Source organism: Ornithinimicrobium carbonis, from assembly GCF_977012275.1.
On sequence record NZ_OZ348993.1, the window covers coordinates 2068620 to 2094162 of the forward strand.

The following is a 25543-nucleotide window of genomic DNA, read 5'->3' on the forward strand; positions in this document are numbered from 1 at the left end:
GGCATGCGCGGCCAGCCGCACGAGGAGGTGCCGGTCAGCCGCTAGCCTGGAGGCGTGCTGCTGGCGATCGACACCTCCACCGCGGCCGTCGGTGCCGCGCTGCACGACGGTGCCCGGGTGGTCGCCCGCGCCGTGCACGAGGACGGCCGCCGCCACGGCGAGCTCCTGGCACCGGCCGTCCGACGGGTGCTGCTCGACGCGGGTGTCGACCGCACGGACCTCACCCGCGTCGTGGTGGGTGTCGGGCCCGGGCCGTTCACCGGTCTGCGGGTGGGCGTGGTGACCGGACTGGTGATGGCGCACGCGCTCGGTCTTCCGGCGCCGACGGGCCTCTGCTCGCTCGACGCCCTGGCGCACGCGCTCGTCGGTCGGCACGAGGGTCCCGTGCTCGTGGCCACCGACGCACGACGCAAGGAGGTCTACTGGGCGGTCTACGAGGTGGGCGCGAACGCCGCCCGACGGGTCCAGGGGCCCGGCGTCGCCCGCGCCGCCGACCTCCCCCTGCAGGTGCGGGAGCTGCCCAGCGTGGGTCGTGGCACCTCCCTCTACCCCGAGGCCCTGACCAACGCCCTGCCGCAGGCAGCCGTCGACGTCGATCCCGGGGTCCTCGCGGCCCTCGCCCACCGGATCGTCGAGGGGGACCACCCCGACGCCGGCCGGGCGCAGCTGCCCCCCGAGCCCCTCTACCTGCGGCGGCCGGACGCGGTCGTCGCCGCCACCAGGAGCGCGCGCACGTGAGGGACGGTCTGCACCTGCGCCCCGCCGGCTGGCGCGACCTGGCCGACATGGCCGAGCTGGAACGCCGCTGCTTCCCCTCCGACGCGTGGTCCGAGTCCGTGTTCTGGGCCGAGCTGGCCGCCCGCCCCACCCGGTCCTACTGGGTGGTCGCACCGGGGGGTCCGGCTCCGGGACGCGGATCCACCCCTGCGGATCCTGAGCCGGTCCTGGGGTATGCCGGACTCAGCTCCGACGGTGAGGTCGCAGACGTCATGACGCTCGCGGTCGACCCCCGGTTGAGGGGCCTCGGCTGGGGGGCGAAGCTGCTGGACCGTCTGCACCAGGGTGCGCGGGAACGTGGTTGCCGGGTGATGATGCTGGAGGTCCGGGCCGACCACGTCGGCGCCCGCAGCCTGTACGCCGCCGCCGGTTACCACCAGGTGCATCTGCGGCGCGGCTACTACCGCTCCGACGACGGCGGACCCGCCGTCGACGCCCTCGTCCTGCGCAAGGAGCTGTCGGTCCGGTGAACGAACCCCTGGTGCTGGGCATCGAGACCAGCTGCGACGAGACCGGCGTCGGTCTGGTCCGCGGCGGGACGCTCCTCTTCGACGCGATCGCCAGCAGCGTCGACGAGCACGCCCGGTTCGGCGGGGTCGTGCCCGAGGTGGCCAGCCGAGCCCACCTCGAGGCCATGGTCCCCACCATCGAACGGGCCTGCCGGGAGGCGGGTGTGCAGCTGCGGGACGTCGACGCGGTCGCCGTGACGTCCGGCCCGGGGCTGGCCGGTGCGCTGCTCGTGGGGGTGGCGGCCGCCAAGGCCCTGGCGATCGCCCTCGACCGTCCCCTCTACGGGGTCAACCACCTCGCCGCGCACGTCGCCGTCGACGTGGTGGAGCACGGACCGTTGCCGGAGCCCACCATGGGCCTGCTCGTCAGCGGCGGACACTCCAACCTCTTGCTGGTACCGGACGTCACGCACGACATCCGCTCGCTTGGAGCCACCATCGACGACGCCGCCGGAGAGGCCTTCGACAAGGTCGCGCGCCTGCTGGGGCTGCCCTTCCCCGGTGGCCCGCACATCGACCGGGCCGCGCGGGAGGGGAGCCAGGTGGCCATCGACTTCCCCCGCGGGCTCACGTCCGGGCGGGACCTGCAGCGGCACCGCTTCGACTACTCCTTCTCGGGCCTGAAGACCGCGGTGGCCCGGTGGGTCCAGGCCCGGGAGCACACCGGCGAGCCGGTCCCCGTGGCGGACGTCGCCGCCAGCTTCCAGGAGGCGGTCGTCGACGTCCTCACCCGCAAGGCGGTCCTGGCCTGCGCCGAGCACGGCGTCGACGACCTGCTCATCGGTGGCGGAGTGGCGGCCAACACCCGGTTGCGGGCGCTCGCGCAGGAACGGTGCGACGCTGCCGGCATCCGTCTGCGGGTGCCCCGCCCCGGGCTGTGCACGGACAACGGGGCGATGGTGGCGGCCCTGGGGGCCCAGATGGTGCAGAAGGGTCGCGCGCCTTCCGAGCTGGACCTGCCCGCGGACTCCTCCCAGCCGGTGGAGCTGGTGCAGGCGTTCGGAGGACCCGGGCACCACCACCACTGAGCGGGCCGGGCACCACCGACCAGGGCGGGCCCGCGTCAGGAGGCGGTGAGAGGCTGGACCACCAGGGTGGCCGGACGTCCGGCCACCCTGGTCAGGACCAGCACCACCTCGGGGCCCTCCCCGCCCATGCGCAGCTCGGCGCGGAACCTGTCGGGGTCCACGGTGACCCCCCGCTTCTTGAGCGTGACCCGGCCGGCTCCCATCGACCGCAGCCGGGCGCGCACCTGGCGTGCCCGCAGGGGGAGCACCTCCTGGACGGCGTACCAGCGGGCCCAGGGGAGGGGACGGGGACGGTCGGCCGACACGTAGCCGACCCCGTGGTCCAGCTCGTGGCCCTCGACCGCCGCGGCGAGCGCTCCGGTGAGCCGGGCCGCGACGACCGCGCGGTCAGGCTCGGCCAGGAAGGGTCCCGGGTGCTGCCCCGCCGTCAGGACGTCGGGCTCGTCCGACGGCGGACGGACGACGTGCCACTGCACCGGCCCGGCCTCTCCGGTGCGTGGCACCGACCCCACGACGGCCGACCGCCCCGGGGAGGCTGCGGCCGCACCCCACCACAGCGCGCACTCCAGCACGTCCCCGCCGAGGGAGACCCACTCCGCCTCGACCCCGGCCGGGACGTCGGTGGGGGAGAAGCCCGGTGAGAGCTTGACGCCCGCCCCCTCCACCCCGGTCGCCACCGCCTGCACGTGCTCCCACGAGGGGGACAGCTCGCTGAGCCGGGACCGGCGGCGGGTGCGGCCGTGGACGTCGGCCACCCCGGGGCTACGGCGGGCTGGATCGAACCAGACACCGTCACCGGGGGCCGGGGAGACGTCCTCCACGTCCCCCTCGAGGACCCGGACCCGGGAGTGGGCCGACAGGTTGGCCCGGGCGGCCGCCGCCACCGCGGGGTCGCGGTCGACCGCCGTCACCGCAGGGCCGGCCTCCGCCAGGGCCAGGGCGTCCAGGCCGAGCCCGCACCCCAGGTCCCAGACGTGGTCGAGGCCGGCGTCGACGAACCGGGCCGCGTGGCGGGCCGCCACGGGTGGCCGGGTCGCCTGCTCCAGCCCGTCCTCGGTCAGCAGCAACCGGTCGACCAGGTCGCCCAGGCGGGCGCGTCCGCGGGCCCGCAGGCGCGCCTGGGTCAGCGCCGCCGCCACCAGGTCAGCCGGGACCCCCTCGCCCCGCAGCCGGGCCGTCAGGCCCAGGACGTCGTCCTCGTCGTAGGGCGGCAGCGCGTCCAGCACGGCGCGCCCGGCTCCGTCGTGCAGGCTGCGGAGCACCGCAGCAGCACGGTCCTGGGGACCCTGGTCGTCGTCCGGTGCCACGGCGTCCATTCTGCGCCCAGTAGATTGCTGTCCATGCCCCGCGTCCTCGCCCCTGAGATCCACACCCTGCTGCGTCGTGGCCGGCAGGCCGCGGTGCGGGTGGTCGGGTGGGGGATCGCGGGTCAGCTGGGGCTGGCCGCGGCCGTGGTCGCCGCGGACGAGCTGCGCAAGCGGCGGAGCCCGCGGGAGGAGCACCAGGCCCCGGCCGACGAGCCGCGTGAGGCGACCGTCGGGCGCAACGAGATCACCACCTACACCTACGGCGAGATCCTCTACGACGACATGGTCGCCGCGATCGACGACGCGGAGCACTTCGTCTACCTGGCGTCCTACATCTGGAAGGGTGACGAGGTCGGGCAGCGGTTCAAGGACGCCGTGGTGCGGGCGGCCGAGCGGGGCGTGCTGGTCTGCGTCGTCTACGACGGCTTCGCCAACATCGTGGTCCCGCCGTCGTTCAAGCGCTTTCCCGACGGCGTGCACGTGCTCGCCTTCCCCGTGGTCCGCGCGGGGATCCCGCTCATCAACGTCCGTCGCAGCGGCAGGGACCACCGCAAGATCCTCGTCGTGGACGGGGTGGTGGGCTTCGTCGGGGGGTACAACATCGGGTCCCTGTACGCCACCCGCTGGCGGGACACCCACCTGCGGGTGCGGGGCCCGGGCGTCTGGGAGGTGCAGAACGCCTTCGTCGACTTCTGGAACCGTCACCGGCGCCGGGAGCTGCCGCAGCTGCCGGACAGCGGGTCCCCGCACTGGAACCCCTCGGTGAGGGCCGCCCGCAACGAACCGAGCCGACTCATCTACCCCGTGCGGGCGCTCTACCTGGAGGCGATCGACCGGGCACAGCACCACATCTGGATCACGCAGGGGTACTTCATCCCCGACAAGGAGATCCTCGAGGGGCTCCTCGGGGCCGCCAGGCGGGGGGTGGACGTGCGGGTGGTCCTGCCGGAGTGGTCCAACCACGTGCTCGCCGACGTGGTGGCACGCTCCTACTGGGAGACCCTGCTCGAGGGCGGTGTCCACCTGCACCTGTACCGCAACGTGATGGTCCACGCCAAGACGGCCACCGTGGACGGCGCGTGGGCCACCGTGGGTACGGCCAACATCGACCGGCTGTCGCTGCGGGGCAACTACGAGATCAACATGGAGATCGTGGACCCGGCCCAGGCCGGGCGGATGGAGGAGATCTTCCGGCGCGACCTGGAGGCCTGCCGCGAGCTCAGCCTGGAGGAGTGGCGCAGGAGGCCGCGCTACTACGGGCTCATCGAGTGGGCCCTGCGGCCTCTGGGCCACCTGATGTGACCCTGTTCCGTCCCGGGTCCTGGCACTCGGCTTGACCGAGTGCTAAGGACGAGCCTAGATTCGTCCTTAGCACTCTCGGCACGCAAGTGCCAGCACACCCGGTCGGCACCCGCGACGGCGGCCGGGCGCGCAGGGAGTGACGTCCGCACCACGACCGCACCGGCCGGGAACCCCCGGTCGGCCCCATGCAAAGGAAGGTAACCGTGTCGGTTTCCATCAAGCCGCTCGAGGACCGCATCGTCGTCAAGGCCGTCGAGGCCGAGCAGACCACCGCCTCCGGTCTGGTCATCCCGGACACCGCCAAGGAGAAGCCCCAGGAGGGCGAGGTCCTGGCCGTGGGTCCGGGCCGCTGGAACGAGGACGGCGACGAGCGCGTCCCCATGGACGTCCAGGTCGGCGACCGGGTCATCTACAGCAAGTACGGCGGCACCGAGATCAAGCACGGTGGCGAGGAGTACCTGATCCTCTCCGCCCGCGACGTGCTCGCCATCGTCGGCTGACGCACCGGTGAGGACCCGCACCCGCCGAGCCCGCCGTGGCTCGAGCAGGCCCTGCGGGTCCACCTCGGCCGGCACCGCCGGCCCACGCACGAACCGGCCCCGCCCGACCCGCCCCCGCGGCGAGGTGGGGCGGGGCCGCGTGCGTTCCCACCCCATACCCCGAAAGGAGCTGTGAGCCCATGGCCAAGCAGCTTGAGTTCAACGACAAGGCCCGCAAGGCGCTGGAGCGCGGCGTGGACGCGCTCGCGAACACGGTCAAGGTCACGCTGGGCCCCAAGGGCCGCAACGTCGTCCTCGACAAGAAGTGGGGCGCCCCCACGATCACCAACGACGGCGTGACGATCGCCCGCGAGGTGGAGCTGGAGGACCCCTTCGAGAACCTGGGGGCCCAGCTGGCCAAGGAGGTCGCCACCCGGACCAACGACATCGCCGGCGACGGCACCACCACCGCGACCGTCCTGGCGCAGGCGATGGTCCACCAGGGCCTGCGCAACGTCGCCGCCGGTGCCGGGCCGGCCGCGCTCAAGCGCGGCATCGACCAGGCGGTGGCCGCGATCAACGACCGTCTGCTGGAGACCGCGCGCGAGCTGGAGGGCCGGGACGAGATCGCCCAGGTCGCCGGGCTCTCCGCGCAGGACCCCGAGATCGGCGAGCTCATCGCCGACGCCTTCGACAAGGTGGGCAAGGACGGCGTCATCACGGTGGAGGAGTCCTCCACCACCGCGATGGAGCTGGACTTCACCGAGGGGATGCAGTTCGACAAGGGCTACCTCTCGCCCTACTTCGTCAGCGACGCCGACCGCATGGAGGCCGTCCTGGAGGACGCGCTGATCCTGCTGCACCAGGGCAAGATCTCCGCGGTCGCCGACCTGCTTCCCCTGCTGGAGAAGGTCGTGGGCGCGGGCAAGCCGCTGCTCATCATCGCCGAGGACATCGAGGGCGAGGCCCTCTCGACCCTGGTCGTCAACAAGATCCGCGGCACCTTCAACGCGGTGGCCGTCAAGGCCCCCGGGTTCGGGGACCGCCGCAAGGCGATGCTGCAGGACATGGCCATCCTCACCGGTGGCCAGGTCGTCGCCGAGGAGGTCGGGCTCAAGCTGGACCAGGTCGGTCTCGAGGTGCTCGGCACCGCCCGTCGCGTGGTCTCGACCAAGGACTCCACCACCCTCGTGGAGGGCGGCGGGGACGCCGACGCCGTCGCCGACCGGGTCAGCCAGCTGCAGCGCGAGGCCGAGGCCTCCGACAGCGACTGGGACAAGGAGAAGCTCCAGGAGCGGATCGCCAAGCTCGCCGGCGGTGTGTGCGTCATCAAGGTCGGCTCGTACACCGAGGTGGAGCTGAAGGAGAAGAAGCACCGCATCGAGGACGCCGTCTCGGCCACCCGGGCGGCCATCGAGGAGGGCATCGTCGCCGGCGGCGGTTCGGCCCTCGTGCACGCGGCCTCGGCCGTGGACGACCTCCAGCTGGAGGGCGACGAGGCGGTCGGCGCCCAGGTCGTGCGACGCTCGGTCGTCGAGCCGCTGCGCTGGATCGCCGAGAACGCCGGCATCCAGGGTTACGTCGCCACCACCAAGGTCGCGGAGATGGCACCCGGCCAGGGTCTGAACGCCGCGACCGGGGAGTACGGCGACCTCTTCGCCGCCGGGGTGATCGACCCGGTCAAGGTGACCCGGTCGGCGCTGCGCAACGCCGCCTCGATCGCCTCGATGGTGCTCACCACGGACACGCTGGTCGTGGAGAAGCCGGAGGAGGACGAGGACGACCACGGGCACGGCCACAGCCACTGACCCGGTCCGTCCACACGCACGAAGGCCCCGCCCGGTCCACCGGGCGGGGCCTTCGCGCTGGGCGGGAGCGTGGGGCCGGGCGCTCAGGCCCCGGCGGCGTCCTCCTGGGCGTAGTACGCCTGACGCTCGTCCTCGGTCATCCCGCCCCAGACGCCGTAGGGCTCCCGGGCGGCCAGTGCGTGGTCGCGGCAGCGCACCAGGACCGGACAGGTGGCGCACACCTCCTTGGCCCGCTCGTCCCGACGACGACGTGCCGGGCCGCGCTCGCCCTCGGGGTGGAAGAACACCTCGGGGCTGGCGGTGCGGCAGGCCCCCTGGTACTGCCACTCCCACAGGTCGGCGACAGGACCCGGCTGGTGGACGGTCTCTGCCACGGTTCCTCCTTACGGGAGCATGCGGACGCGCATGGCCCCCCTGGTGTTGCACGATGCCTCACCACGGTTTATACCGGATGAAGGTATGGGGAGGGTAAAGTCCGGACCGGGTTCCCCCCCAGGGGTGGTCCGGCAGGTGCTCCACAGCACCCCGGCCGGTACGCTCGGGCGAGGCAGGAGGTCGAACTGGTGGTCGTGTCTTCCTCCGCGGTGCCCTGGGGGTCGTTCCCGCACGGAGGGTACGGCGCGCCGGGGCGTCGTGCCGGAGGACGCACAGGGAGGGGCTCGATGGGCGGCGCGCCGCTGGACCGGCCCGTGGACCGGATCGACGAGGACCGGTCCCTGACGACCCGGGCGAGGGAGGGTGACGCCGAGGCCCGCGAGGAGCTGCTCGCGCACGTCCACCGGCTGGCCCACCGGTACGCCCGGGCCCGGCTGGGCACCTATCCGGCGGCGTCCGAGCTGTCGGCCGACGTGGCCCAGGAGGTCTGCATGGCCGTGCTGACCGCGCTCCCGGCCTACGACGAGCGCGGGGTGCCGTTCGAGGCCTTCGTCTACCGGATCGCGGCCCACAAGGTCGCGGACGCACAGCGGGCACAGGCCCGGGGTCCGGTGACCGCGGACGTGCAGGGGCCCGCGTGGCCGCAGGGTCGGGTCAGCTCGGCCGAGGACGACGTGGTGGCCGCCGACGAGGCCTCCCGGTTGCGGGACGTGCTCTCCACCCTCTCGCAGAAGCACCAGGAGGTCCTGATCCTCAGGGTGGCGGTCGGGCTGACGGCCCGCGAGACCGCCGACGTCCTCGGTTCGACGCCCGGGGCGGTGCGGGTGCTCCAGCACCGGGCGCTCGCCGCCCTGCGGGACCGTTGGGAGGTGCAGTGAGATGACCGCGCTTCCCGACCTGCTGCTGACGGACCGTCTGCTCGACGCCCTGGGGAACCGCCTGCCCGCCGGTCCTGAGGACGACACCCTGACCCGCGCCCTGCTCGCCTTCGCCCAGGAGGTCGACGGCGACCCGGAGGTCCGCTCCGCCGGACCTTCCGTGCCCGCGGCCGTGCCCCGACCCGCCGGTACCGTCCCGGGGACGCGTCGGCCTGCGGGACGGCGGCGCTGGCTCGGGGGAGGGACGCTGGCTGCGGTCCTGGTGACCGGGTCGACGATCGCTGCCGCCCTGACCGGGCTGGATGAACCAGATGGTGGTTCCTTCGGCGTCGCGGCCCCCGAGACCCGGACGACCGTGCGCGAGGACGCGTCCGATCCGGCGCTCGCGCCGTGGTCGGGGGCGTGGTCCCTGTTCCCCTCCGCCCAGGACCCGTCCCCGCCCGTACCGGACGTGGGACAGCCGGGCGCGGGTGTGTCGGCCTGGCTGGGGCTGGACCTCGGCCTGGTGGCCTCCGGTGGCCTCCCGGACCCCGTGTCCCCGCCGGACCCGGCCGGGACCGGCACGGTTCCGGCAGAGGCGCCCGTCGTGCTCGTCGACGACCCGGTCCGTCCGTCGGACCGGGGAGAGGCGGCCGGTGCTCCGGCCCCGGCGGGCACCGTCGTTCCACCGGACCCGCAGACCGCTGTCGGTGCGGGGGGCCCGGCCTCGCAGTCGGTCCCTGCGACGACCTTCCGGTCCTCGGCGGACTCCGCGTCCGGCGCCCCGGCAGGCCCCCGAGGTCGGTGGTCGACAGATCCGGCCACCCCGGCCGTCCCCGCCGACCCCGGTGGCCCGGGGTCGCGCGCCACCCCCGCTGTACCGGCGGAACCGGCAGGGCGGGGAGACGTGTCCGGCTTCGCCACGTCGTCCCGTCCGGCCACCCCGGCCGACCCGGGGGAACCGGGGCGTCCGGCGATCCCTGCCGTCCCCGGTGCCGGGCGCTCGGCCACGGCCCCCGCCGACCCGGGCGGGCCGGGTGTTCCCGCCGCCCCAGCCCAGCCGGTCCCGCCGACCGGACCCGCAGGACCCGCGGACGGAGGCCCACCCGCCGGCCCCGCCGAGCCCACCACGCCGGCCGACCCCGCCGATCCCACCACCCCGGCCGACCCCGCCGCACCCCCGCCACCGGAGGGGGCACCGCCGCCCGGCCCGGTGCCGCCCGGTCCGCCCCCAGGGGCCATGGAGCCGGTGCAGCCCACCCAGCCACCGGGTGCCGGGGAGCCGGCGCAGCCCCCAGGGGCAGATGGGCCGGGACCGCCGACTCAGCCCCCGGGGCCTTCGGAACCCGCGCCGCCGGAACCGTCCCCGACCGAGCCGTCGCCGGGCGAGCCCGTGCCCCCGCCACCGCCGCCGGTGACCGGTCCACCCCTGGACCAGGGTCCGGCGGATCCACCGCCCTCGGCCCCCGGGCGTCATCAGGACGACCGTCCCCGGCCCTAGGCCCGCGGCGACGGGCGAGGCGGGAGGGCGCCCGGGTGGCCCCTAGAATTCGGTGCATGACCCCGGTCGACCACACCAGCCCCGTCCCCCCGGCGTTCGCCCGCCTGGGGCTCACCTACGACGACGTTCTCCTGCTGCCGGGAGAGACCGACCTGGTCCCGGACGAGATCGACACGACGAGCCGCCTGACCAGGGAGATCTCCCTGCGCGTGCCCCTCGTGTCGGCGGCCATGGACACCGTGACCGAGGCGAGGATGGCCATCGCGATGGCCCGCCAGGGCGGGATCGGCATCCTGCACCGGAACCTGTCCGTGGCCGACCAGGCCGCCCAGGTCGACATGGTCAAGCGCACGCAGACCGGCCGTATCACCAACCCCATCACGATCGGACCGGACGCCACCCTGGAGGACCTGGACCGGGTCTGCGGCACCTACCGGGTCTCCGGCCTGCCGGTGGTGGACGAGAACGCCCGGCTCCTGGGCATCTGCACCAACCGGGACCTGCGATTCACGCCGGTCGCCGAGTGGGAGCGCACCCTCGTCCGGGACGTGATGACCCCGACTCCGCTCGTCACGGCTCCGGCCGACGTGTCTCGGGAGGAGGCCACCCGCATCCTGCGGGCCCACAAGCGCGAGCGGCTCCCGCTGGTGGACGACGAGGGTCGTCTCGTGGGACTCATCACCGTCAAGGACTTCGTCAAGTCCGAGCAGTACCCGCGCGCCAGCAAGGACGGCCAGGGGCGGTTGCTCGTGGGCGCGGCCATCGGGTACTTCGGCGACGCCTGGGACCGGGCCACCACCCTCGTGGACGCGGGGGTGGACGTGCTCGTCGCGGACACCGCCCACGGCCACGTCCGGCTGCTCACCGAGATGGTGCACCGCCTCAAGTCCGACCCGGCCACGCGGCACGTGCAGGTGGTCGGCGGCAACGTCGCCACGGCCGCCGGTGCACGGGCCTTCGTGGAGGCGGGGGCGGACGCGGTCAAGGTGGGGGTCGGCCCGGGCGCCATCTGCACCACCCGGGTGGTCACGGGTGTGGGCGCGCCGCAGCTGACGGCGGTGCACGAGGCGGCGGCGGCGGCCCGCGAGCACGGGGTGCCGGTGATCGCCGACGGCGGTCTGAAGTACTCCGGCGACATCGCCAAGGCGCTGGCGGCCGGGGCCGAGTCGGTCATGATGGGGTCCATGCTCGCCGGGTGCGAGGAGGGGCCGGGGGAGCTGATCCTCGTCAACGGCAAGCAGTTCAAGAGCTACCGGGGGATGGGGTCGCTCGGCGCGATGAGCTCCCGGGGACAGCAGTCCTTCTCCAAGGACCGCTACTTCCAGGCCGAGGTGGCCAGCGACGAGCACCTGGTGCCCGAGGGCGTCGAGGGCAAGGTGCCCTACAAGGGTGCCGTGAGCGCGGTCGTGCACCAGATGGTGGGCGGTCTGAAGCAGGCGATGTTCTACGTCGGCGCCCGCACCGTGCCCGAGCTGCAGGAGAAGGGCCGGTTCGTCCGGATCACCCAGGCCAGCCTGCAGGAGTCGCACCCGCACGACGTCGAGATGACCGCCGAGGCGCCCAACTACAGCCGCTGACCCGGTGTGTGCGGACCGGAGCACCGCCCTGCACTGGGTAGCCTGGGCGGGTGAGCGAGATCGAGATCGGACGCGGCAAGCGTGGGAGACGCGCCTACACCTTCGACGACATCGCCGTCGTCCCCTCCCGCCGCACCCGGGACCCGGAAGAGGTCTCCATCTCCTGGCAGATCGACGCCTACCACTTCGCGCTGCCCGTCCTCGCAGCGCCGATGGACTCGGTGACCTCGCCGGAGACGGCGGTGGAGGTGGGTCGGCTCGGGGGACTGGGGGTGCTCGACCTGGAAGGTCTGTGGACCCGCTACGACGACCCCACCTCCGCCCTCGCCGAGATCGCCTCGCTCGACCCGGCGGAGACGACCGTGCGGATGCGGGAGCTCTACGACGCCCCCGTCCGGCCGGAGCTGATCACCGAGCGCCTCCGCAGCATCCGTGAGGCCGGTGTCACGGTCGCGGGATCGCTCTCCCCGCAGCGCACGCAGCAGTTCTGGAAGGTGGTCGTCGACGCCGGCGTGGACCTCTTCGTCATCCGGGGGACCACGGTCTCCGCCGAGCACGTCTCCGGCCGGGCCGAGCCCCTCAACCTCAAGCGCTTCATCTACGAGCTGGACGTGCCCGTCGTCGTCGGCGGGGCCGGGACATACACGGCCGCCCTCCACCTGATGCGCACCGGGGCGGCGGGTGTCCTCGTCGGCTTCGGCGGCGGCTCGGCGCACCGCACGCGGACCAGTCTTGGGATCCACGCGCCCGCCGCGACAGCCATCGCCGACGTGGCCGCGGCGCGTCGCGACTACCTCGACGAGTCCGGCGGACGCTACGTCCACGTCATCGCCGACGGCGGGGCGAGCAACTCGGGCGAGATCGTCAAGGCGGTCGCCTGCGGTGCCGACGCGGTCATGCTGGGCGCCGCCCTGGCACGCGCCACCGAGGCGCCGGGCGGTGGTTTCCACTGGGGCCCGGAGGCCCACCACCCCCAGCTTCCCCGGGGGGAGAGGGTGGACGTCGGGACGGTCGGCACGCTCGAGCAGATCCTCGTCGGGCCCGCGACCGCGGCCGACGGCACGACCAACATGATGGGTGCCCTGCGGCGGGCGATGGCCACGACCGGGTACACCGACCTGAAGGAGTTCCAGCGAGTGGAAGTTGTGGTGGCCCCCTATGGCAACTGAGGACGACATCGGCGGCCGGCACCGGCCGGGACTCGCCGGAGGGCTTCAGATGCGCAAGGACCCCGTCTACGTGCGCCGCCGGCGGGCGGTGGCCGCCGGCGTCGGCGTGCTGCTGCTCCTCCTGGTGGTGTGGGTCGCGGTCTGGCTCGGAGGTCGGGGGGAGGACGCGGACGCGGCCGGGACGGACGACGCCCCCGGGGTGGCGGCCCCGGCCCCCGCGCCCGGGGACGAGGAGACCGAGGACGAGGACGAGGACGCGCAGGCCTCCGACGACGGGGCAAAGGACGAGGCCGCGCCGACCAGCGAGGGGCCGCCGGCCATCTGGCAGCGCGAGGCCGTCCCCGCGGAGATGCCCAGCGACACCACGGCCATGGAGCCGCTGGACTACCTGACCGGGGAGATGACCCCCAAGTCGGTGATGTCCTCCGACCACGGGCTGATGATCGCCAACAACATGATGTACAGCCACACCTCGACCGTGTTCGACTCGGTGACCCGGGAGCGGGTGGCCGTCCTGGACGACGCCGTCGACCTGGGCGAGTTCGGCGTCGAGGGGCACCCCGGCATCTCCCAGGGATCACCGGTGGAGGCCGTCTGGACCGCCGACGGGCGGTACGCCTACGTGTCCCAGTACACGATGTTCGGCGAGAACTTCGGGGTCCAGGGGTTCGACGCCTGCACCCAGGACAGCGGGGTCGGGCCCTCCTTCGTCTACCGGTTCGACGCCGAGGAGATGGCCTGGGACCAGGTCATCAAGGTCGGAGCCGTGCCCAAGTACCTGGAGATCACCCCTGACCAGTCCACGATCCTGGTCTCCAACTGGTGCGACGCCAGCATCTCCGTCGTCGACGTCGAGAAGGCCGAGGAGGTCAAGGTCATCGACGTCAACGAGTCCCCCCGGGGGATCGCGATCATGCCCGACAGCAACACGGCCTACGTGGTCGCCATGTACGCCCAGTCGCTGTTCAAGATCGACATCGAGGCGGGCACGAGCGAGCTCGTGATGAACACCACCCTGCGGCCGCGGCACCTCAACCTCACCGAGGACGGGTCGACCCTCTACATGACGGTCAGCTCGGCGAACACGATCTACAAGATCGACACCGACACCGACGAGATCGTCGACGAGGTCTCCCCGGGCCTGGAGCCGCGGAGCGTCACCATGTCCCCGGACGAGACCGCGCTGTACGTCGTCAACTACAACGAGGCCACGGTGGCCAAGGTCCGCACCTCCGACATGACCGTCATCGACAAGCGCAACGTCGACGCCGATCCGATCGGCATCGACTACGACCCGGTGACCAACACCGTCTGGGTCGCCTGCTACAACGGTTCGATGTACGTCTTCGACGACCAGAGCACCCAGCTGTAGCCCGGCCGGACCGGGCGCCCGTCCGTCCGGGCGTGTCGGTCGGCCCGGTGCCATCACCTACCCTGGAAGCGTGATCCGCACCGCCCTCCGGCCCCCCTGGCTGGCACTGCTGGCGCTGCTCGTCGCAGTCGTCTGGGCGTTCGTGCAGCTGGGCACCTGGCAGATCGGTGTCAGCAGCAACGAGGCCGCCCGGGAGCGGGCCGTCGAGCAGGCCGCCCGGCCCACCGAGCCCCTGGGCGAGGTGACGGCTCCGCACCGGACCTTCCCCGACGACGCGGCCGGCCTGTCGGTGGGCGCCGAGGGCCGGTACGTCCCGGAGCACCAGTTCCTCGTGCCCGACCGGTTGCTCGAGGGTGACCGGGGCTACTGGGTGGTGACGCCGCTGCGCACCTCGGCCTCCGGGGAACCTGCGCTGCTGCCCGTCGTGCGCGGCTTCGTGACCGACCCGTCGGCGGCGGACCGACCGCCGGAGTCCCCGGTCCGGCTCACCGGGACCCTCGCGCCCAGCGAGTCCCCCGTGGAGGGAGGACCCTGGCCGCCGGGGATCCGCGCGTCCATTGACAGCGCCGACCTGGTCAACGACTGGGACGAGCCGCTCTTCACCGGTTTTCTCTTCCTGGTCGAGGAGGACCCCGCCCTGACGTCGGCCGGGGTCGACCGCATCCCTCCGCCGGTCTTCGGCGAGAGCGGCATCGTGTGGCGCAACTTCGGCTACGGCCTGCAGTGGTTCGTCTTCGCGGCGTTCGCGGTCTACATGTACCTGCGCTTCCTCCGCGACGCGGCGCGAGGCAACGACACCGGAACGGCCCGAGGACCCGACAGAGGGCCGCAGGACGGGACCGACCCCGGCGACGGGACCGACCCCGACGACGGCCCGCCCGGGCCGGGCGCGGCCGGCATACCCGCCGCCCGCCGACCCCTGACCACCACCGGCTCCCGAGGAGACCACCGATGACCGCCCGTGCCAAGCTCACCTTCTTCCGCGTGATGGCCTTCCTCGTGGGGGTCGGCCTGCTGGTCCTCGTGGCGCACATGGTCCTGCGCTACGGCTTCGACAACCACGCCCTCGCCTGGTGGCCGGCGCCGCACGGGTGGTTCTACATGGTCTACGTGGCCGCGGTCGCCCTGCTGGGCTTCGAGCTGCGCTGGGGACTGGGGCGGATGGTGCTCGTCATGCTGGCCGGGTGCGTCCCGTTCCTGTCCTTCTGGGTCGAGCACCGGGTCAGCCGCGAGGCCTCCGCGCAGATCGCGGGGGAGCGGGTCGACGCGGATAGGGTGGCGGCGTGACCCAGCCCCTGGACCAGCGACCGGTCCTGGTCGTCGACTTCGGCGCCCAGTACGCCCAGCTCATCGCCCGCCGCGTGCGCGAGGTCGACGTCTACAGCGAGATCGTGCCGCACACGATGCCGGCTGCGGAGATGCTGGCCAAGGACCCGGCCGCCATCATCCTCTCCGGAGGTCCGTCGTCGGTGTACGCCGAGGGCGCTCCCGCCCTGGAGGAGGCCGTGGTCGAGGCCGGCGTGCCCGTGCTGGGCATCTGCTACGGGTTCCAGGCGATGGCCGAGGCGCTCGGAGGGGCGGTCGCCCGCACCGGGTCGCGCGAGTACGGCGACACCACCGCGGCGGTCACCGACACCGGCAGCACGCTGTTCGCCGGGCAGCCGGGGAGCCAGCAGGTCTGGATGTCCCACGGCGACGCCGTCACCGCAGCGCCCCCCGGGACCCGCGTGACCGCGACCACCCCGGGCGCCGAGGTGGCGGCCTTCGAGGACGACGACCGTCGCCTCTACGGCGTCCAGTGGCACCCCGAGGTCCTGCACTCGGCGCACGGGCGGGAGGTGCTGACCAACTTCCTGGTCAGCGGTGCCGGCATCCAACCCACCTGGACCAGCGGGAACGTGGCCGACCAGCTCGTCGAGGAGATCCGCGAACGGGTGGGCCAGGACCGGGTGCTCTGCGGACTCTCCGGCGGAGTCGACTCCTCCGTCGCGGCCGCCCTGGTGCAGCGGGCCGTGGGCGACCAGCTGACCTGCGTCTTCGTCGACCACGGGCTCCTGCGAGAGGGGGAGGCCGAGCAGGTCGAGGAGGACTTCGTCGCGGCGACCGGTGTCGACCTGGTGGTCGTCGACGCCCGCGAGCGCTTCCTCTCCGCGCTGGCCGGGGTCAGCGACCCGGAGGAGAAGCGCAAGGTCATCGGCCGGGAGTTCATCCGGGTGTTCGAGCAGGCGGCCCGGGACGTGGTGCGCGCCCACGAGGCCCCGGGCGCCGTCGCCGGCGGGGACCACCCGGTCAAGTGGCTCGTGCAGGGCACCCTCTACCCGGACGTCGTCGAGTCGGGCGGGGGGACGGGCGCGGCCAACATCAAGAGCCACCACAACGTGGGCGGTCTGCCCGACGACCTGCAGTTCCAGCTGATCGAGCCGCTGCGCACGCTCTTCAAGGACGAGGTGCGCCAGGTCGGGCTGGAGCTCGGCGTGCCGGAGTCCATCGTCTGGCGCCAGCCCTTCCCCGGCCCCGGGCTGGGCATCCGGATCGTCGGCGAGGTGACCGGCCCCCGTCTGGACGTCCTGCGCCGCGCCGACGCGATCGCCCGGGCCGAGCTCAGCGCGGCCGGGCTGGACCGGGAGATCTGGCAGTGCCCCGTCGTGCTCCTGGCCGACGTGCGCTCCGTGGGGGTGCAGGGCGACGGGCGCACCTACGGGCATCCGGTGGTCCTGCGACCCGTCTCGAGCGAGGACGCGATGACGGCCGACTGGACCCGCGTGCCCTACGACGTGCTGGCCCGGATCTCCTCGCGGATCACCAACGAGGTCCCCGAGGTCAACCGGGTCGTGCTGGACGTCACCAGCAAGCCGCCGGGCACCATCGAGTGGGAGTGAGGGGTATGCGGCTGCGCACCACCGCGGCGCTCGTCGCCGGGCGGGGGGCCCGGCTCGCCTCGCGCCTGCGGGGCGGGGGCTCGGCGCTCCCGGGCCTCGTCGCCGAGCGGATCGACCCGGCGGTGCTGCGGCACACCCTGGGGTCGCTGCCCCGGGGCGTCGTCGTGGTGTCGGGCACGAACGGCAAGACCACGACCACCAAGATGCTCGTGGCCCTGCTGCGGGCGCACGGATGGCGGGTGTTCACCAACCCGACCGGGTCGAACTTCACGCGCGGGGTCATCTCCTCGCTGCTGGGGGAGGTGCGCCTGGACGGGCGGCTGGAGGCGGACGTGGCGGTCGTGGAGCTGGACGAGGCGCACGCGCTGCACTTCGTGGCCCAGGTGCCGCCCACGCACGCGCTGCTGCTCAACGTGGCCCGCGACCAGCTGGACCGGTTCGCCGAGATCGACCACACCGCCCGGCTGCTGACCCGGCTCGCGGAGCAGACGACGACGGGGGTGGTGCTCAACGCCGACGACTCGTTCATCTCCCGGGTGCGTGGCCGGCTGGCGCCGGGCGTGCGGGTGCGCTGGTTCGGGGTCGACCCCAGCATCGCGGACCGTCTGCCGGAGCTGCAGGAGGCCGACGTCCGGTTCGAGGACGCGGACGAGCGCCCGTCGCTGGGGACGCACGACGGCCTGCTGCTGCCGGACGCGGACGGCCGTGCCCTGACGGTGCGCTTCCCCGGCGGCACCGACGTCGGCCCCCTGACGCTGCGCCAGCGCGGACTGGCCGCGATGATCAACGCCACGGCGGCCACGACCACCGCCCGGGAGCTGCTCGGGGAGGAGTTCTCCACCGAGATCGCGGCGCGGGCGCTGGCGGCGGTGGAGCCTCCGTTCGGGCGGGGCGAGGTCGTCGACGTCGACGGGGCCCCGCTGGAGCTGGTGCTGGTGAAGAACCCCGCCGGGTTCACCGTCGCGCTCGGCACCTACGGCAACGAGCCGGTCGACACGATGGTGGCCATCAACGACAACTACGCCGACGGGCGGGACGTCTCCTGGCTCTACGACGTGTCCTTCGAGTCCCTGCGGGAGCGCGGGGTGGCGCTGACCAGCGGGGTGCGTGGGTGGGACATGGCGCTGCGCCTGCGCTACGACGGCGTGGAGGTCGGCGCCGTGGAGACGGACCTGGACCGGGCCCTGGACCGGTTCCTGGAGGACCACCGGGGTCGGCCCACGCGGATCTTCTGCACCTACACCGCCATGATGCACCTGCGTCGGCGGCTGGCCGAGCGCTACGGACTGGCCCGTTTCGGAGAGGACCCCACGGCATGAGCGGTCTGCCCGACGACCCCGCGTCCGCCCCGGACCCCGCGTCCGCCCCGGACCCCGCGTCCGCCCCGGACCCCGCGTCCGCCCCGGACCCCGCGTCCGCCGGGTCCGCCCCAGGCCCCGCACTGCCGCCGGAGTTCGGGGACGGGCTGCCCCGGGCCGTCACCGAGCTGGCGGACGTGCCCGCGGACAAGGGCGAGGTGCACCTGGTGCACCTCTACCCCCGGGAGATGAGCATCTACGGCGACCTGGGCAACACCCGCTGCCTGGCGTCCCGCCTACGCTGGCACGGGTACCGTCCCGTGGTGCACGACCACCACCCGGGCGCACCCTGGCCGGACCGGGTGGACCTCGTCCTCGGCGGAGGAGGGCAGGACAGCGGCCAGGCCCGCGTCCAGGACGACCTGGCGGCCAACGGCGACCGGCTGCGGGCGCTGGCGGCGGACGGGGTGCCGATGCTCATGATCTGCGGGATGTACCAGCTCTTCGGCGAGGCGTTCGTCACCGTGGAGGGCACCCGGCTCCCCGGCCTGGGCATCCTGTCGGTGACGACGACGGGCAACGCCACCCGGATGATCGGGCCGGTGGTCCTGGAGACGGGGCTGGGCGAGGTCGTGGGCTACGAGAACCACTCGGGGTCCACCGTCCTGGCGCCCGGGCAGGAGCCCTTCGGCCGGGTGCGCGTCGGCAGCGGCAACAACGGCGACGACGGCACGGAGGGTGCGCGCAGCGGCAACGTCATCGGCTCCTACCTGCACGGGCCGGTGCTGCCGGCCAACCCCGGTCTCGCCGACGGCCTGCTGCAGATCGCGGCCCGCCGCGCGACCGGGGACTTCGTGCCCGAGGCCGTGGACGACACCCTGGCGCAGCGGGCGCACGAGCACCAGGTGCGGCGCCTGCTGCGCGCCGGTCAGTCGGACGGGGGGGCCTGGCCCGTTCCCCGGTGGCTCCCGTCCTGGGTCCCCGGCCGGTCGGGACGGCCGCCCGTCACCACGGGCTGACGGGCCACGACCGCCCGTCCGGGACCCACCCACCAGTGCAGGAGGGCGGCCAGCCCGAACGGGACGACGAGCAGGTGGGCGTACACGGCATACAGCAGGGCCGTGGCCGACGCCGCACCGGCGTCCCCGCCGAGCAGCACGAGCACCCCCGCGGTCCCCACCTCGGTCACACCCAGCCCGCCCGGGGTCACCGCCATGACGGTGAGCAGCTGGCGGAAGGTGTAGGCGCACACGAGGGCGGCCACCGGCAGGTCCATGCCGACGGTGCGGGCCGCCAGCCAGTAGAGCCCGAAGAGGAGGACGAACTGGCCCGTCATGCCCAGGGTCATCGTGCCCCAGCGGGAGCCGACGACCTCGCGGACGCGTCGCCGCTGGTCCCCGACGACCAGGTCGGCGACGGCGTGCGAGGCGCGGACCCGGCTGCTGAACGGCGTGGCGACCAGCCGGACCACGGTCGCGACCGCCGTCGCCACCCGGTCCGAGAGCAGCACCAGGGCGGTCCCCGCGACCACGCCCGTCCCCAGGGCTCCCGCCACCCACGCACCGGCCACCACCGCGGACGGGGCGTCGACCGGGCCTGCCACGAGCACGAGGCAGCCGACGACCGGCAGGGCGACCCGGGCGAGCACGTTGAGCACCCCGGTGACGAGGAAGGAGCTGGAGATGGCCCGCCGCGGAAAACCCCAGGTGCGCAGCATGGTCCAGGCGGCCGCGACGCCGACGGCGGCTCCCAGGGGGACCAGGTTGGCGATCGTCGCCGTCACCGCGTTCAGACGCAGCGCCCGCCCCGCCCCGAGGCCGGGCAGCGACCCGGTGAGGACGAAGGTGTAGCAGTACAGACCGGCCAGCAGCAGGGCCCCCATGGCCACCGCCGGCCCCGGGCGCAGCCGTCCCAGCTGGGTGCCGATGGCGTCCCAGGACGTGTCCAGCAGGGACGGGAGCCCGTAGGCGATGAGCAGGGCGACCACGGCCAGGCCGAGCACGGACTGCAGCACGTCGCGCCACCCCGGGACGCGCAGCGTGGGGACGGCGGGGCTCACCGGGCCGCCACCGGGGCGCCGTCCCTCGAGCGGGCGCCCCGTCCCGACAGCAGCCACCACAGCCCTGCGACCGGCAGCACGAGCGGGATGAGGAGGTAGCCGACCCCGTAGCCGGACCACACGGTGGCGTCGGGGAACATCTCCGGGGCCAGCAGGCTCCACGTGCCCACGACCAGGACCCCGACCAGCTCCACGGACAGGGCCACGACGCTGACCCACCAGGCCGTCCGCCCGGGCATGGACAGCGAGACCAGCGCCACGACGTAGACGACGGCTGCCAGGGCCGACAGCGAGTAGGCGAGCGGGGCCGCCTCGAAGCGGGTGAGGATCTGGGCCGCCGACCGGGAGACGGTGCCGATGACGAAGACGAGGTAGAGCGCCAGGATCACCCGTCCGGGTCCGTGCCGCCGGTCACCGGCGTGCGCGGTCGGTGCCCTCACGGGGCGAACCCGACGCCGTACCAGATCTGGGCCGACCGGGCCGCCATGACCGCCACCGTGAACGCCGCGACGGACAGCACGAACGTGCTCCACCGGGTGCGCTCCTCCCGGGCCCAGATGAGCGCGACCGCCGGCAGGAAGGCGATCGTCACCAGGTAGGCCCACAGCTCCCACCCGGGGCCTCCGGGGGACTGCCCGGCCACCTGGCGCCAGAGGTAGAGGCCCAGGTAGGCCAGGGCGCCGACCTGCAGGAGCACCGTGGCACCGACGGTCACCGGACCGGGGGCCCGCCCGTCGAGCCCGGCGACCAGGCTGAGGAGGGCGACGAGGAGCCCGCCCACCAGGATCACCAGGGTCGGCGCGTCCAGGTAGCTCGACGTGCCGTCGGTGGCCCGCGCCGCGAGGGCGAGGGCGCTCACGACGGGGTGCCCGGGCCGGGTCCGGGAGGGCTCGCAGGGGTGCACACGCGTCCCAGGGTATGCGGCGCGCGTGCCGGTCGGGCTGTGGAGGTCGGCCGGGAGCGTCGCCGACGACGCCTACCATGGTCGGACGATGAGCAGCCTGTTCGACCACCTCTCCTTCGACGCTCCGCCGTCCGCACCGCCGGCCGGTGCGGCCGCCCGCGCCGACGACGTCGACGAGCGGGGGGTCCCGGCCTGGGCGGTCGGGGAGGGGTCCCCGACCCCCGTCCGGACGTCCGGACGGGGGTCGGAGGAGGGGGCGCGCGGATCCCAGGGCCCGGGCAGGTCGGTGGCCCAGCTGCTCGAGGGGCTGAACGATCCGCAGCGGGAGGCGGTCGTGCACGAGGGCAGCCCGCTGCTCATCGTGGCCGGCGCCGGGTCGGGCAAGACCAGGGTCCTGACCCACCGGATCGCCTACCTCCTGGCCCGGCGCGGCGTCCACCCCGGGCAGGTGCTCGCCATCACGTTCACCAACAAGGCCGCCGCCGAGATGCGCGACCGGGTCGAGACCCTCGTCGGTCCCCGGGCACGGGCCATGTGGGTCTCGACCTTCCACTCCGCGTGCGTGCGCATCCTGCGGCGGGAGGCGACCACCGCCGGTCTGCGCTCGACCTTCTCCATCTACGACGCGGCCGACAGCCAACGGCTCATGGGCATGGTCGTGCGCGACCTCGACCTGGATCCCAAGCGCTACCCTCCCCGGGCCTTCCTGGCCAAGGTGTCCGCCGCGAAAAACGAGCTGGTCGACGAGGAGACCTTCGCCGCCGGGGTCGGTGCCAACCCGTACGAGCAGAAGGTCGCCGAGGCCTACACGATGTACCAGCGCCGCCTGCGGCAGGCCAACGCGCTCGACTTCGACGACATCATCGCCACCACCGTGCACCTGCTCCGGGCCTTCCCGGACGTGCGTGAGCACTACCGCCGCCGCTTCCGGCACGTCATGGTCGACGAGTACCAGGACACCAACCACGCCCAGTACGCGCTGGTCCGCGAACTGGTGGGCACCCCCGGCGACATCGTCGACGGGGCCGGACGGACGCTGGAGCCGGCGGAGCTGTGCGTCGTCGGGGACGCGGACCAGTCGATCTACGCCTTCCGCGGCGCCACCATCCGCAACATCGTGGAGTTCGAGCAGGACTACCCCGACGCCAGGACCATCCTGCTCGAGCAGAACTACCGCAGCACCGCCACGATCCTGCAGGCCGCCAACGCGGTCATCGCCCGCAACCCCCAGCGCCGGGACAAGCGGCTGTGGACCGAGGCGGGGCAGGGACACCCGATCGTGGGCTACGTGGCCGACAGCGAGCACGACGAGGCCTCGTTCGTGGCCCGCCGGATCGACGAGCTGGCCGACGAGCGGGGGGTCCGCCCCGGCGACGTCGCCGTCTTCTACCGCACCAACGCCCAGTCGCGGGCGCTGGAGGAGGTCCTCGTCCGCACCGGCCTGCCCTACAAGGTGGTCGGCGGCACGCGGTTCTACGAGCGCCGGGAGGTCAAGGACGCGCTCGCCTACCTGCGGGTGGTGGCCAACCCCGCCGACGACGTCAACCTCCGGCGCATCCTCAACACCCCCCGGCGCGGCATCGGCGACCGGGCGGTGGGTGCGGTGGCCGCCCTCGCCGAGCGGGAGCGGATCCCGTTCGTCGCGGCGCTGGGCAGGGCGGCCGACGCCCCCGCCATCGCGAGCCGGTCGGTGGCCGCCATCAACGGCTTCACCGCCCTGCTCGAGGGCCTGGGCCGCACCGCGGAGGACCCCGACAGCGGGGTCGGGGCCCTGCTCGAGGCGATCCTGGAGCGGACCGGCTACCTCGCGGAGCTGCGCGCCAGCACCGACCCCCAGGACGAGACCCGGGTGGAGAACCTGGCCGAGCTGGTGACGGTCGCGCGCGAGTTCGACGAGACCTACCCCGAGGGCGGCCTCGTGGACTTCCTCGAGCAGGTGTCCCTGGTGGCCGACGCCGACGAGATCCCGGACGGGGGCGACGGTGGGGGCGTGGTCACGCTGATGACGCTGCACACGGCCAAGGGACTGGAGTTCCCGGTCGTCTTCCTGACCGGCCTGGAGGACGGCACCTTCCCGCACCAGCGCAGCCTGGACGACCCGGCCGAGCTGGAGGAGGAGCGCCGGCTGGCCTACGTCGGCATCACCCGGGCGCGCGAGCAGCTCCACCTGTCGCGGGCCGGTGCCCGGGCCGCCTTCGGGGCCCCGCAGTGGTTCCCGGCCTCGCGCTTCCTGGACGAGATCCCCGAGGAGCTGGTCACCTGGCAGCGCACCGACGCCGACCGGAGCAGCATGACCGGGCGCCGCTCGGCGGCCGAGGGGATGGGCTGGCAGGGTGGCTGGGGCGGGGACCGCGGCCCCGGGCGGCCCGCCGCGGTGCGTCTCGACCCCCGGGGCAGCGCCCCCCGGCGGTCCCGGACGGAGGCGGAGGAGGCTCAGCTGGCCACCCTGTCCGAGGGGGACCGGGTCAGCCACGACTCCTTCGGCCTGGGCACCGTGGTGCGCATCGAGGGCACCGGCCGGCACGCGATGGCGCACGTGGACTTCGGTGGCGAGACCGGCGTCAAGCGCCTCCTGCTGCGGGTGGCTCCTCTCGAGAAGCTCTGATCGCCGGCGGCGGGCCGGACCCGACCGGCCGCGTCGACGGCCGCAGGCCCTGCGATAGTCTGCGGCCATGACCTCATCACCGTTGCGCGTGGTCGTGGCCAAGCCCGGTCTCGACGGCCACGACCGGGGAGCCAAGGTGGTCGCCCGCGCCCTGCGGGACGCCGGCGTGGAGGTGATCTACACCGGGCTGCACCAGACCCCCGAGCAGATCGTCGCCGCCGCCGTCGCCGAGGACGCGGACGCGATCGGGCTGTCGGTCCTCTCCGGTGCCCACCTCACGCTCTTCCGGCGGGTCCTGGACCTGCTCACCGAGCAGGACGCCCGCGACATCGTCGTCTTCGGCGGTGGGATCATCCCGGAGGACGACATCCCGGTGCTCAAGGAGATGGGGGTGGCCGAGGTCTTCACCCCCGGCAGCAGCACCTCCGCGATCACCCGATGGGTGGACGAGCACCTCGCCCAGCCCGCCTGAGGTCCGGCCCCCCGGGCGTCCGCCCCGGGCCGGTGGCACACCTGTTCCGACCAACCACCACCACACGATGGGAAGCTGACTCGTGGATCTGTTCGAGTACCAAGCACGCGACATGTTCGAGAAGCACGGCGTCCCCGTGCTGGCCGGTGCCACCGCGGACACGCCGGAGGACGCGCAGGCGGCCGCCGAGCGGGTCGGGGCAGGGTCCGGCGGCGTCACCGTGGTCAAGGCCCAGGTCAAGACCGGCGGTCGGGGCAAGGCCGGCGGCGTCAAGGTGACCAAGAGCCCCGAGGAGGCCCGCGAGGCCGCCGAGGCGATCCTCGGGATGGACATCAAGGGACACACGGTGCACCGCGTGATGATCGCCGAGGGAGCCCGCATCGCCGAGGAGTACTACTTCTCCGTCCTGCTGGACCGCGCCAACCGCTCGCTGCTCGCGATGTGCTCCAAGGAGGGCGGCGTGGAGATCGAGCAGCTGGCGGTCGAGCGTCCCGAGGCGCTGGCCCGGGTCGAGGTCGACGCCAACACCGGGATCGACGAGGCCAAGGCCCGAGAGATCGTCGAGCAGGCCGGGTTCGACGCCGAGACGGGGGAGAAGATCGTCCCGGTGCTGCAGAAGCTGTGGACCGTCTACCGCGAGGAGGACGCCACGCTCGTGGAGGTCAACCCTTTGGTCAAGACCGAGGACGGGCAGATCGTCGCCCTCGACGGCAAGGTCACCCTCGACGCCAACGCCGACTTCCGCCAGCCGCACCACGCCGAGCTGGAGGACAAGGCCGCCACCGACCCCCTGGAGGCGCAGGCCAAGGAGCTGGACCTCAACTACGTCAAGCTCGACGGCAACGTCGGGATCATCGGCAACGGCGCCGGCCTGGTCATGTCGACCCTGGACGTGGTCGCCTACGCCGGCGAGGAGTTCACCGGAGGGGTCGCCAAGCCCGCCAACTTCCTCGACATCGGGGGCGGCGCCTCCGCCGAGGTCATGGCCAACGGACTGCACGTCATCCTCGGCGACGACCAGGTGAAGTCGGTCTTCGTCAACGTCTTCGGCGGCATCACCTCCTGCGACGCGGTCGCCAACGGCATCGTCAAGGCCCTGGAGATGCTCGGCGACGAGGAGACCAAGCCCCTGGTCGTGCGCCTCGACGGCAACAACGTGGAGGAGGGCCGGCGCATCCTCGCCGAGGCCGCCCACCCCCTCGTGACCATCGAGGAGACCATGGACGGCGCCGCCCGCAGCGCTGCCGAGCTGGCCGCCAAGTAAG

Annotated in this window: 23 protein-coding genes; 18 read left to right on the forward strand and 5 right to left on the reverse strand. The window is 73.6% G+C overall.

Going from position 1 to position 25543, the window contains the following annotated elements; all coding sequences use genetic code 11:
• The first annotated feature begins 54 nt into the window (after window positions 1-54).
• Genes tsaB through tsaD form a run of 3 tightly spaced genes read left to right on the forward strand, consistent with a single transcriptional unit; the run spans window position 55 to window position 2314 of the window.
• Window positions 55-738, forward strand: coding sequence for a tRNA (adenosine(37)-N6)-threonylcarbamoyltransferase complex dimerization subunit type 1 TsaB (tsaB, locus tag ACWHYA_RS09365; RefSeq protein ID WP_425941643.1), 684 nt, complete (start codon window positions 55-57; stop codon window positions 736-738).
• Entirely contained in the window at window positions 735-1247 is a 513-nt protein-coding gene (locus tag ACWHYA_RS09370; protein WP_425941641.1) for a GNAT family N-acetyltransferase, read from the forward strand. The genes tsaB and ACWHYA_RS09370 overlap by 4 nt, the downstream gene beginning before the upstream one ends.
• On the forward strand, window positions 1244-2314 hold the full coding sequence (gene tsaD, locus ACWHYA_RS09375) for a tRNA (adenosine(37)-N6)-threonylcarbamoyltransferase complex transferase subunit TsaD (RefSeq protein WP_425941639.1): 1071 nt from the start codon (window positions 1244-1246) through the stop codon (window positions 2312-2314). The genes ACWHYA_RS09370 and tsaD overlap by 4 nt, the downstream gene beginning before the upstream one ends.
• 35 nt (window positions 2315-2349) lie before the next feature.
• On the opposite strand, the gene ACWHYA_RS09380 is transcribed toward tsaD, so the two are convergent.
• Entirely contained in the window at window positions 2350-3621 is a 1272-nt protein-coding gene (locus ACWHYA_RS09380) for a class I SAM-dependent methyltransferase (protein ID WP_425941637.1), read from the reverse strand.
• 33 nt (window positions 3622-3654) lie between these two features.
• Between ACWHYA_RS09380 and ACWHYA_RS09385 the strand changes: the two genes are divergently transcribed.
• The 3 genes from ACWHYA_RS09385 (at window position 3655) to groL (ending at window position 7210) form a co-directional block, all read left to right on the forward strand.
• The gene (locus ACWHYA_RS09385; RefSeq protein ID WP_425941635.1) at window positions 3655-4923 is read left to right on the forward strand and encodes a phospholipase D-like domain-containing protein; all 1269 of its coding nucleotides are present in this window, start codon (window positions 3655-3657) and stop codon (window positions 4921-4923) included.
• A 203-nt stretch (window positions 4924-5126) separates the two neighbouring features.
• Window positions 5127-5423: a co-chaperone GroES gene (gene groES / locus ACWHYA_RS09390; RefSeq protein WP_425941633.1), complete on the forward strand. Its 297-nt coding sequence runs from the start codon at window positions 5127-5129 to the stop codon at window positions 5421-5423.
• Between the two features lie 179 nt (window positions 5424-5602).
• Window positions 5603-7210, forward strand: a complete 1608-nt coding sequence (gene groL / locus ACWHYA_RS09395; protein ID WP_425941631.1) for a chaperonin GroEL — start codon at window positions 5603-5605, stop codon at window positions 7208-7210.
• Window positions 7211-7293: 83 nt separating this feature from the next.
• On the opposite strand, the gene ACWHYA_RS09400 is transcribed toward groL, so the two are convergent.
• Window positions 7294-7584, reverse strand: coding sequence for a WhiB family transcriptional regulator (locus ACWHYA_RS09400; protein ID WP_425941629.1), 291 nt, complete (start codon window positions 7582-7584; stop codon window positions 7294-7296).
• Window positions 7585-7872: 288 nt separating this feature from the next.
• Between ACWHYA_RS09400 and ACWHYA_RS09405 the strand changes: the two genes are divergently transcribed.
• The 9 genes from ACWHYA_RS09405 to ACWHYA_RS09445 all read left to right on the forward strand — a co-directional run bounded on the left by ACWHYA_RS09405 (window position 7873) and on the right by ACWHYA_RS09445 (window position 19257).
• Entirely contained in the window at window positions 7873-8463 is a 591-nt protein-coding gene (locus tag ACWHYA_RS09405) for a sigma-70 family RNA polymerase sigma factor (RefSeq protein WP_425941627.1), read from the forward strand.
• A gap of 1536 nt (window positions 8464-9999) precedes the next feature.
• Complete coding sequence (guaB, locus tag ACWHYA_RS09410) at window positions 10000-11520, forward strand: IMP dehydrogenase (protein ID WP_425941625.1); 1521 nt, start codon at window positions 10000-10002, stop codon at window positions 11518-11520.
• 50 nt (window positions 11521-11570) lie between these two features.
• On the forward strand, window positions 11571-12689 hold the full coding sequence (locus ACWHYA_RS09415) for a GuaB3 family IMP dehydrogenase-related protein (RefSeq protein WP_425941623.1): 1119 nt from the start codon (window positions 11571-11573) through the stop codon (window positions 12687-12689).
• Entirely contained in the window at window positions 12679-14061 is a 1383-nt protein-coding gene (locus tag ACWHYA_RS09420; protein ID WP_425941621.1) for a YncE family protein, read from the forward strand. Before ACWHYA_RS09415 ends, ACWHYA_RS09420 begins: the two co-directional genes overlap by 11 nt.
• 70 nt (window positions 14062-14131) lie before the next feature.
• Window positions 14132-15016, forward strand: a complete 885-nt coding sequence (locus ACWHYA_RS09425) for an SURF1 family protein (RefSeq protein WP_425941619.1) — start codon at window positions 14132-14134, stop codon at window positions 15014-15016.
• Window positions 15013-15348, forward strand: a complete 336-nt coding sequence (locus ACWHYA_RS09430) for a DUF3817 domain-containing protein (RefSeq protein ID WP_425941617.1) — start codon at window positions 15013-15015, stop codon at window positions 15346-15348. Before ACWHYA_RS09425 ends, ACWHYA_RS09430 begins: the two co-directional genes overlap by 4 nt.
• Window positions 15345-16940 (forward strand): glutamine-hydrolyzing GMP synthase, encoded by a 1596-nt coding sequence (gene guaA, locus ACWHYA_RS09435; protein WP_425941615.1) that lies wholly within the window; start codon window positions 15345-15347, stop codon window positions 16938-16940. Before ACWHYA_RS09430 ends, guaA begins: the two co-directional genes overlap by 4 nt.
• Window positions 16941-16945: 5 nt before the next feature.
• On the forward strand, window positions 16946-18259 hold the full coding sequence (locus ACWHYA_RS09440) for a MurT ligase domain-containing protein (protein ID WP_425941613.1): 1314 nt from the start codon (window positions 16946-16948) through the stop codon (window positions 18257-18259).
• A complete protein-coding gene (locus ACWHYA_RS09445) occupies window positions 18256-19257 on the forward strand; it encodes a type 1 glutamine amidotransferase (RefSeq protein ID WP_425941611.1) in 1002 nt (333 codons plus the stop codon). Before ACWHYA_RS09440 ends, ACWHYA_RS09445 begins: the two co-directional genes overlap by 4 nt.
• Here ACWHYA_RS09445 and ACWHYA_RS09450 read toward each other — a convergent pair.
• The 3 genes from ACWHYA_RS09450 to ACWHYA_RS09460 are packed head-to-tail and all read right to left on the reverse strand — an operon-like array spanning window position 19167 to window position 21156.
• On the reverse strand, window positions 19167-20297 hold the full coding sequence (locus ACWHYA_RS09450; protein WP_425941610.1) for a lysylphosphatidylglycerol synthase transmembrane domain-containing protein: 1131 nt from the start codon (window positions 20295-20297) through the stop codon (window positions 19167-19169). The genes ACWHYA_RS09445 and ACWHYA_RS09450 overlap by 91 nt on opposite strands.
• Entirely contained in the window at window positions 20294-20737 is a 444-nt protein-coding gene (locus ACWHYA_RS09455; RefSeq protein WP_425941608.1) for a hypothetical protein, read from the reverse strand. The genes ACWHYA_RS09450 and ACWHYA_RS09455 overlap by 4 nt, the downstream gene beginning before the upstream one ends.
• Window positions 20734-21156 (reverse strand): hypothetical protein, encoded by a 423-nt coding sequence (locus ACWHYA_RS09460; RefSeq protein WP_425941606.1) that lies wholly within the window; start codon window positions 21154-21156, stop codon window positions 20734-20736. The genes ACWHYA_RS09455 and ACWHYA_RS09460 overlap by 4 nt, the downstream gene beginning before the upstream one ends.
• 133 nt (window positions 21157-21289) lie before the next feature.
• Between ACWHYA_RS09460 and pcrA the strand changes: the two genes are divergently transcribed.
• From pcrA to sucC, 3 genes are all read left to right on the forward strand, one after another.
• Complete coding sequence (gene pcrA / locus ACWHYA_RS09465) at window positions 21290-23806, forward strand: DNA helicase PcrA (protein ID WP_425941604.1); 2517 nt, start codon at window positions 21290-21292, stop codon at window positions 23804-23806.
• Window positions 23807-23873: 67 nt separating this feature from the next.
• Window positions 23874-24278: a cobalamin B12-binding domain-containing protein gene (locus tag ACWHYA_RS09470; RefSeq protein ID WP_425941602.1), complete on the forward strand. Its 405-nt coding sequence runs from the start codon at window positions 23874-23876 to the stop codon at window positions 24276-24278.
• Window positions 24279-24360: 82 nt separating this feature from the next.
• Window positions 24361-25542, forward strand: coding sequence for an ADP-forming succinate--CoA ligase subunit beta (gene sucC / locus ACWHYA_RS09475; protein ID WP_425941601.1), 1182 nt, complete (start codon window positions 24361-24363; stop codon window positions 25540-25542).
• The last annotated feature ends 1 nt before the right edge of the window (window position 25543 follow it).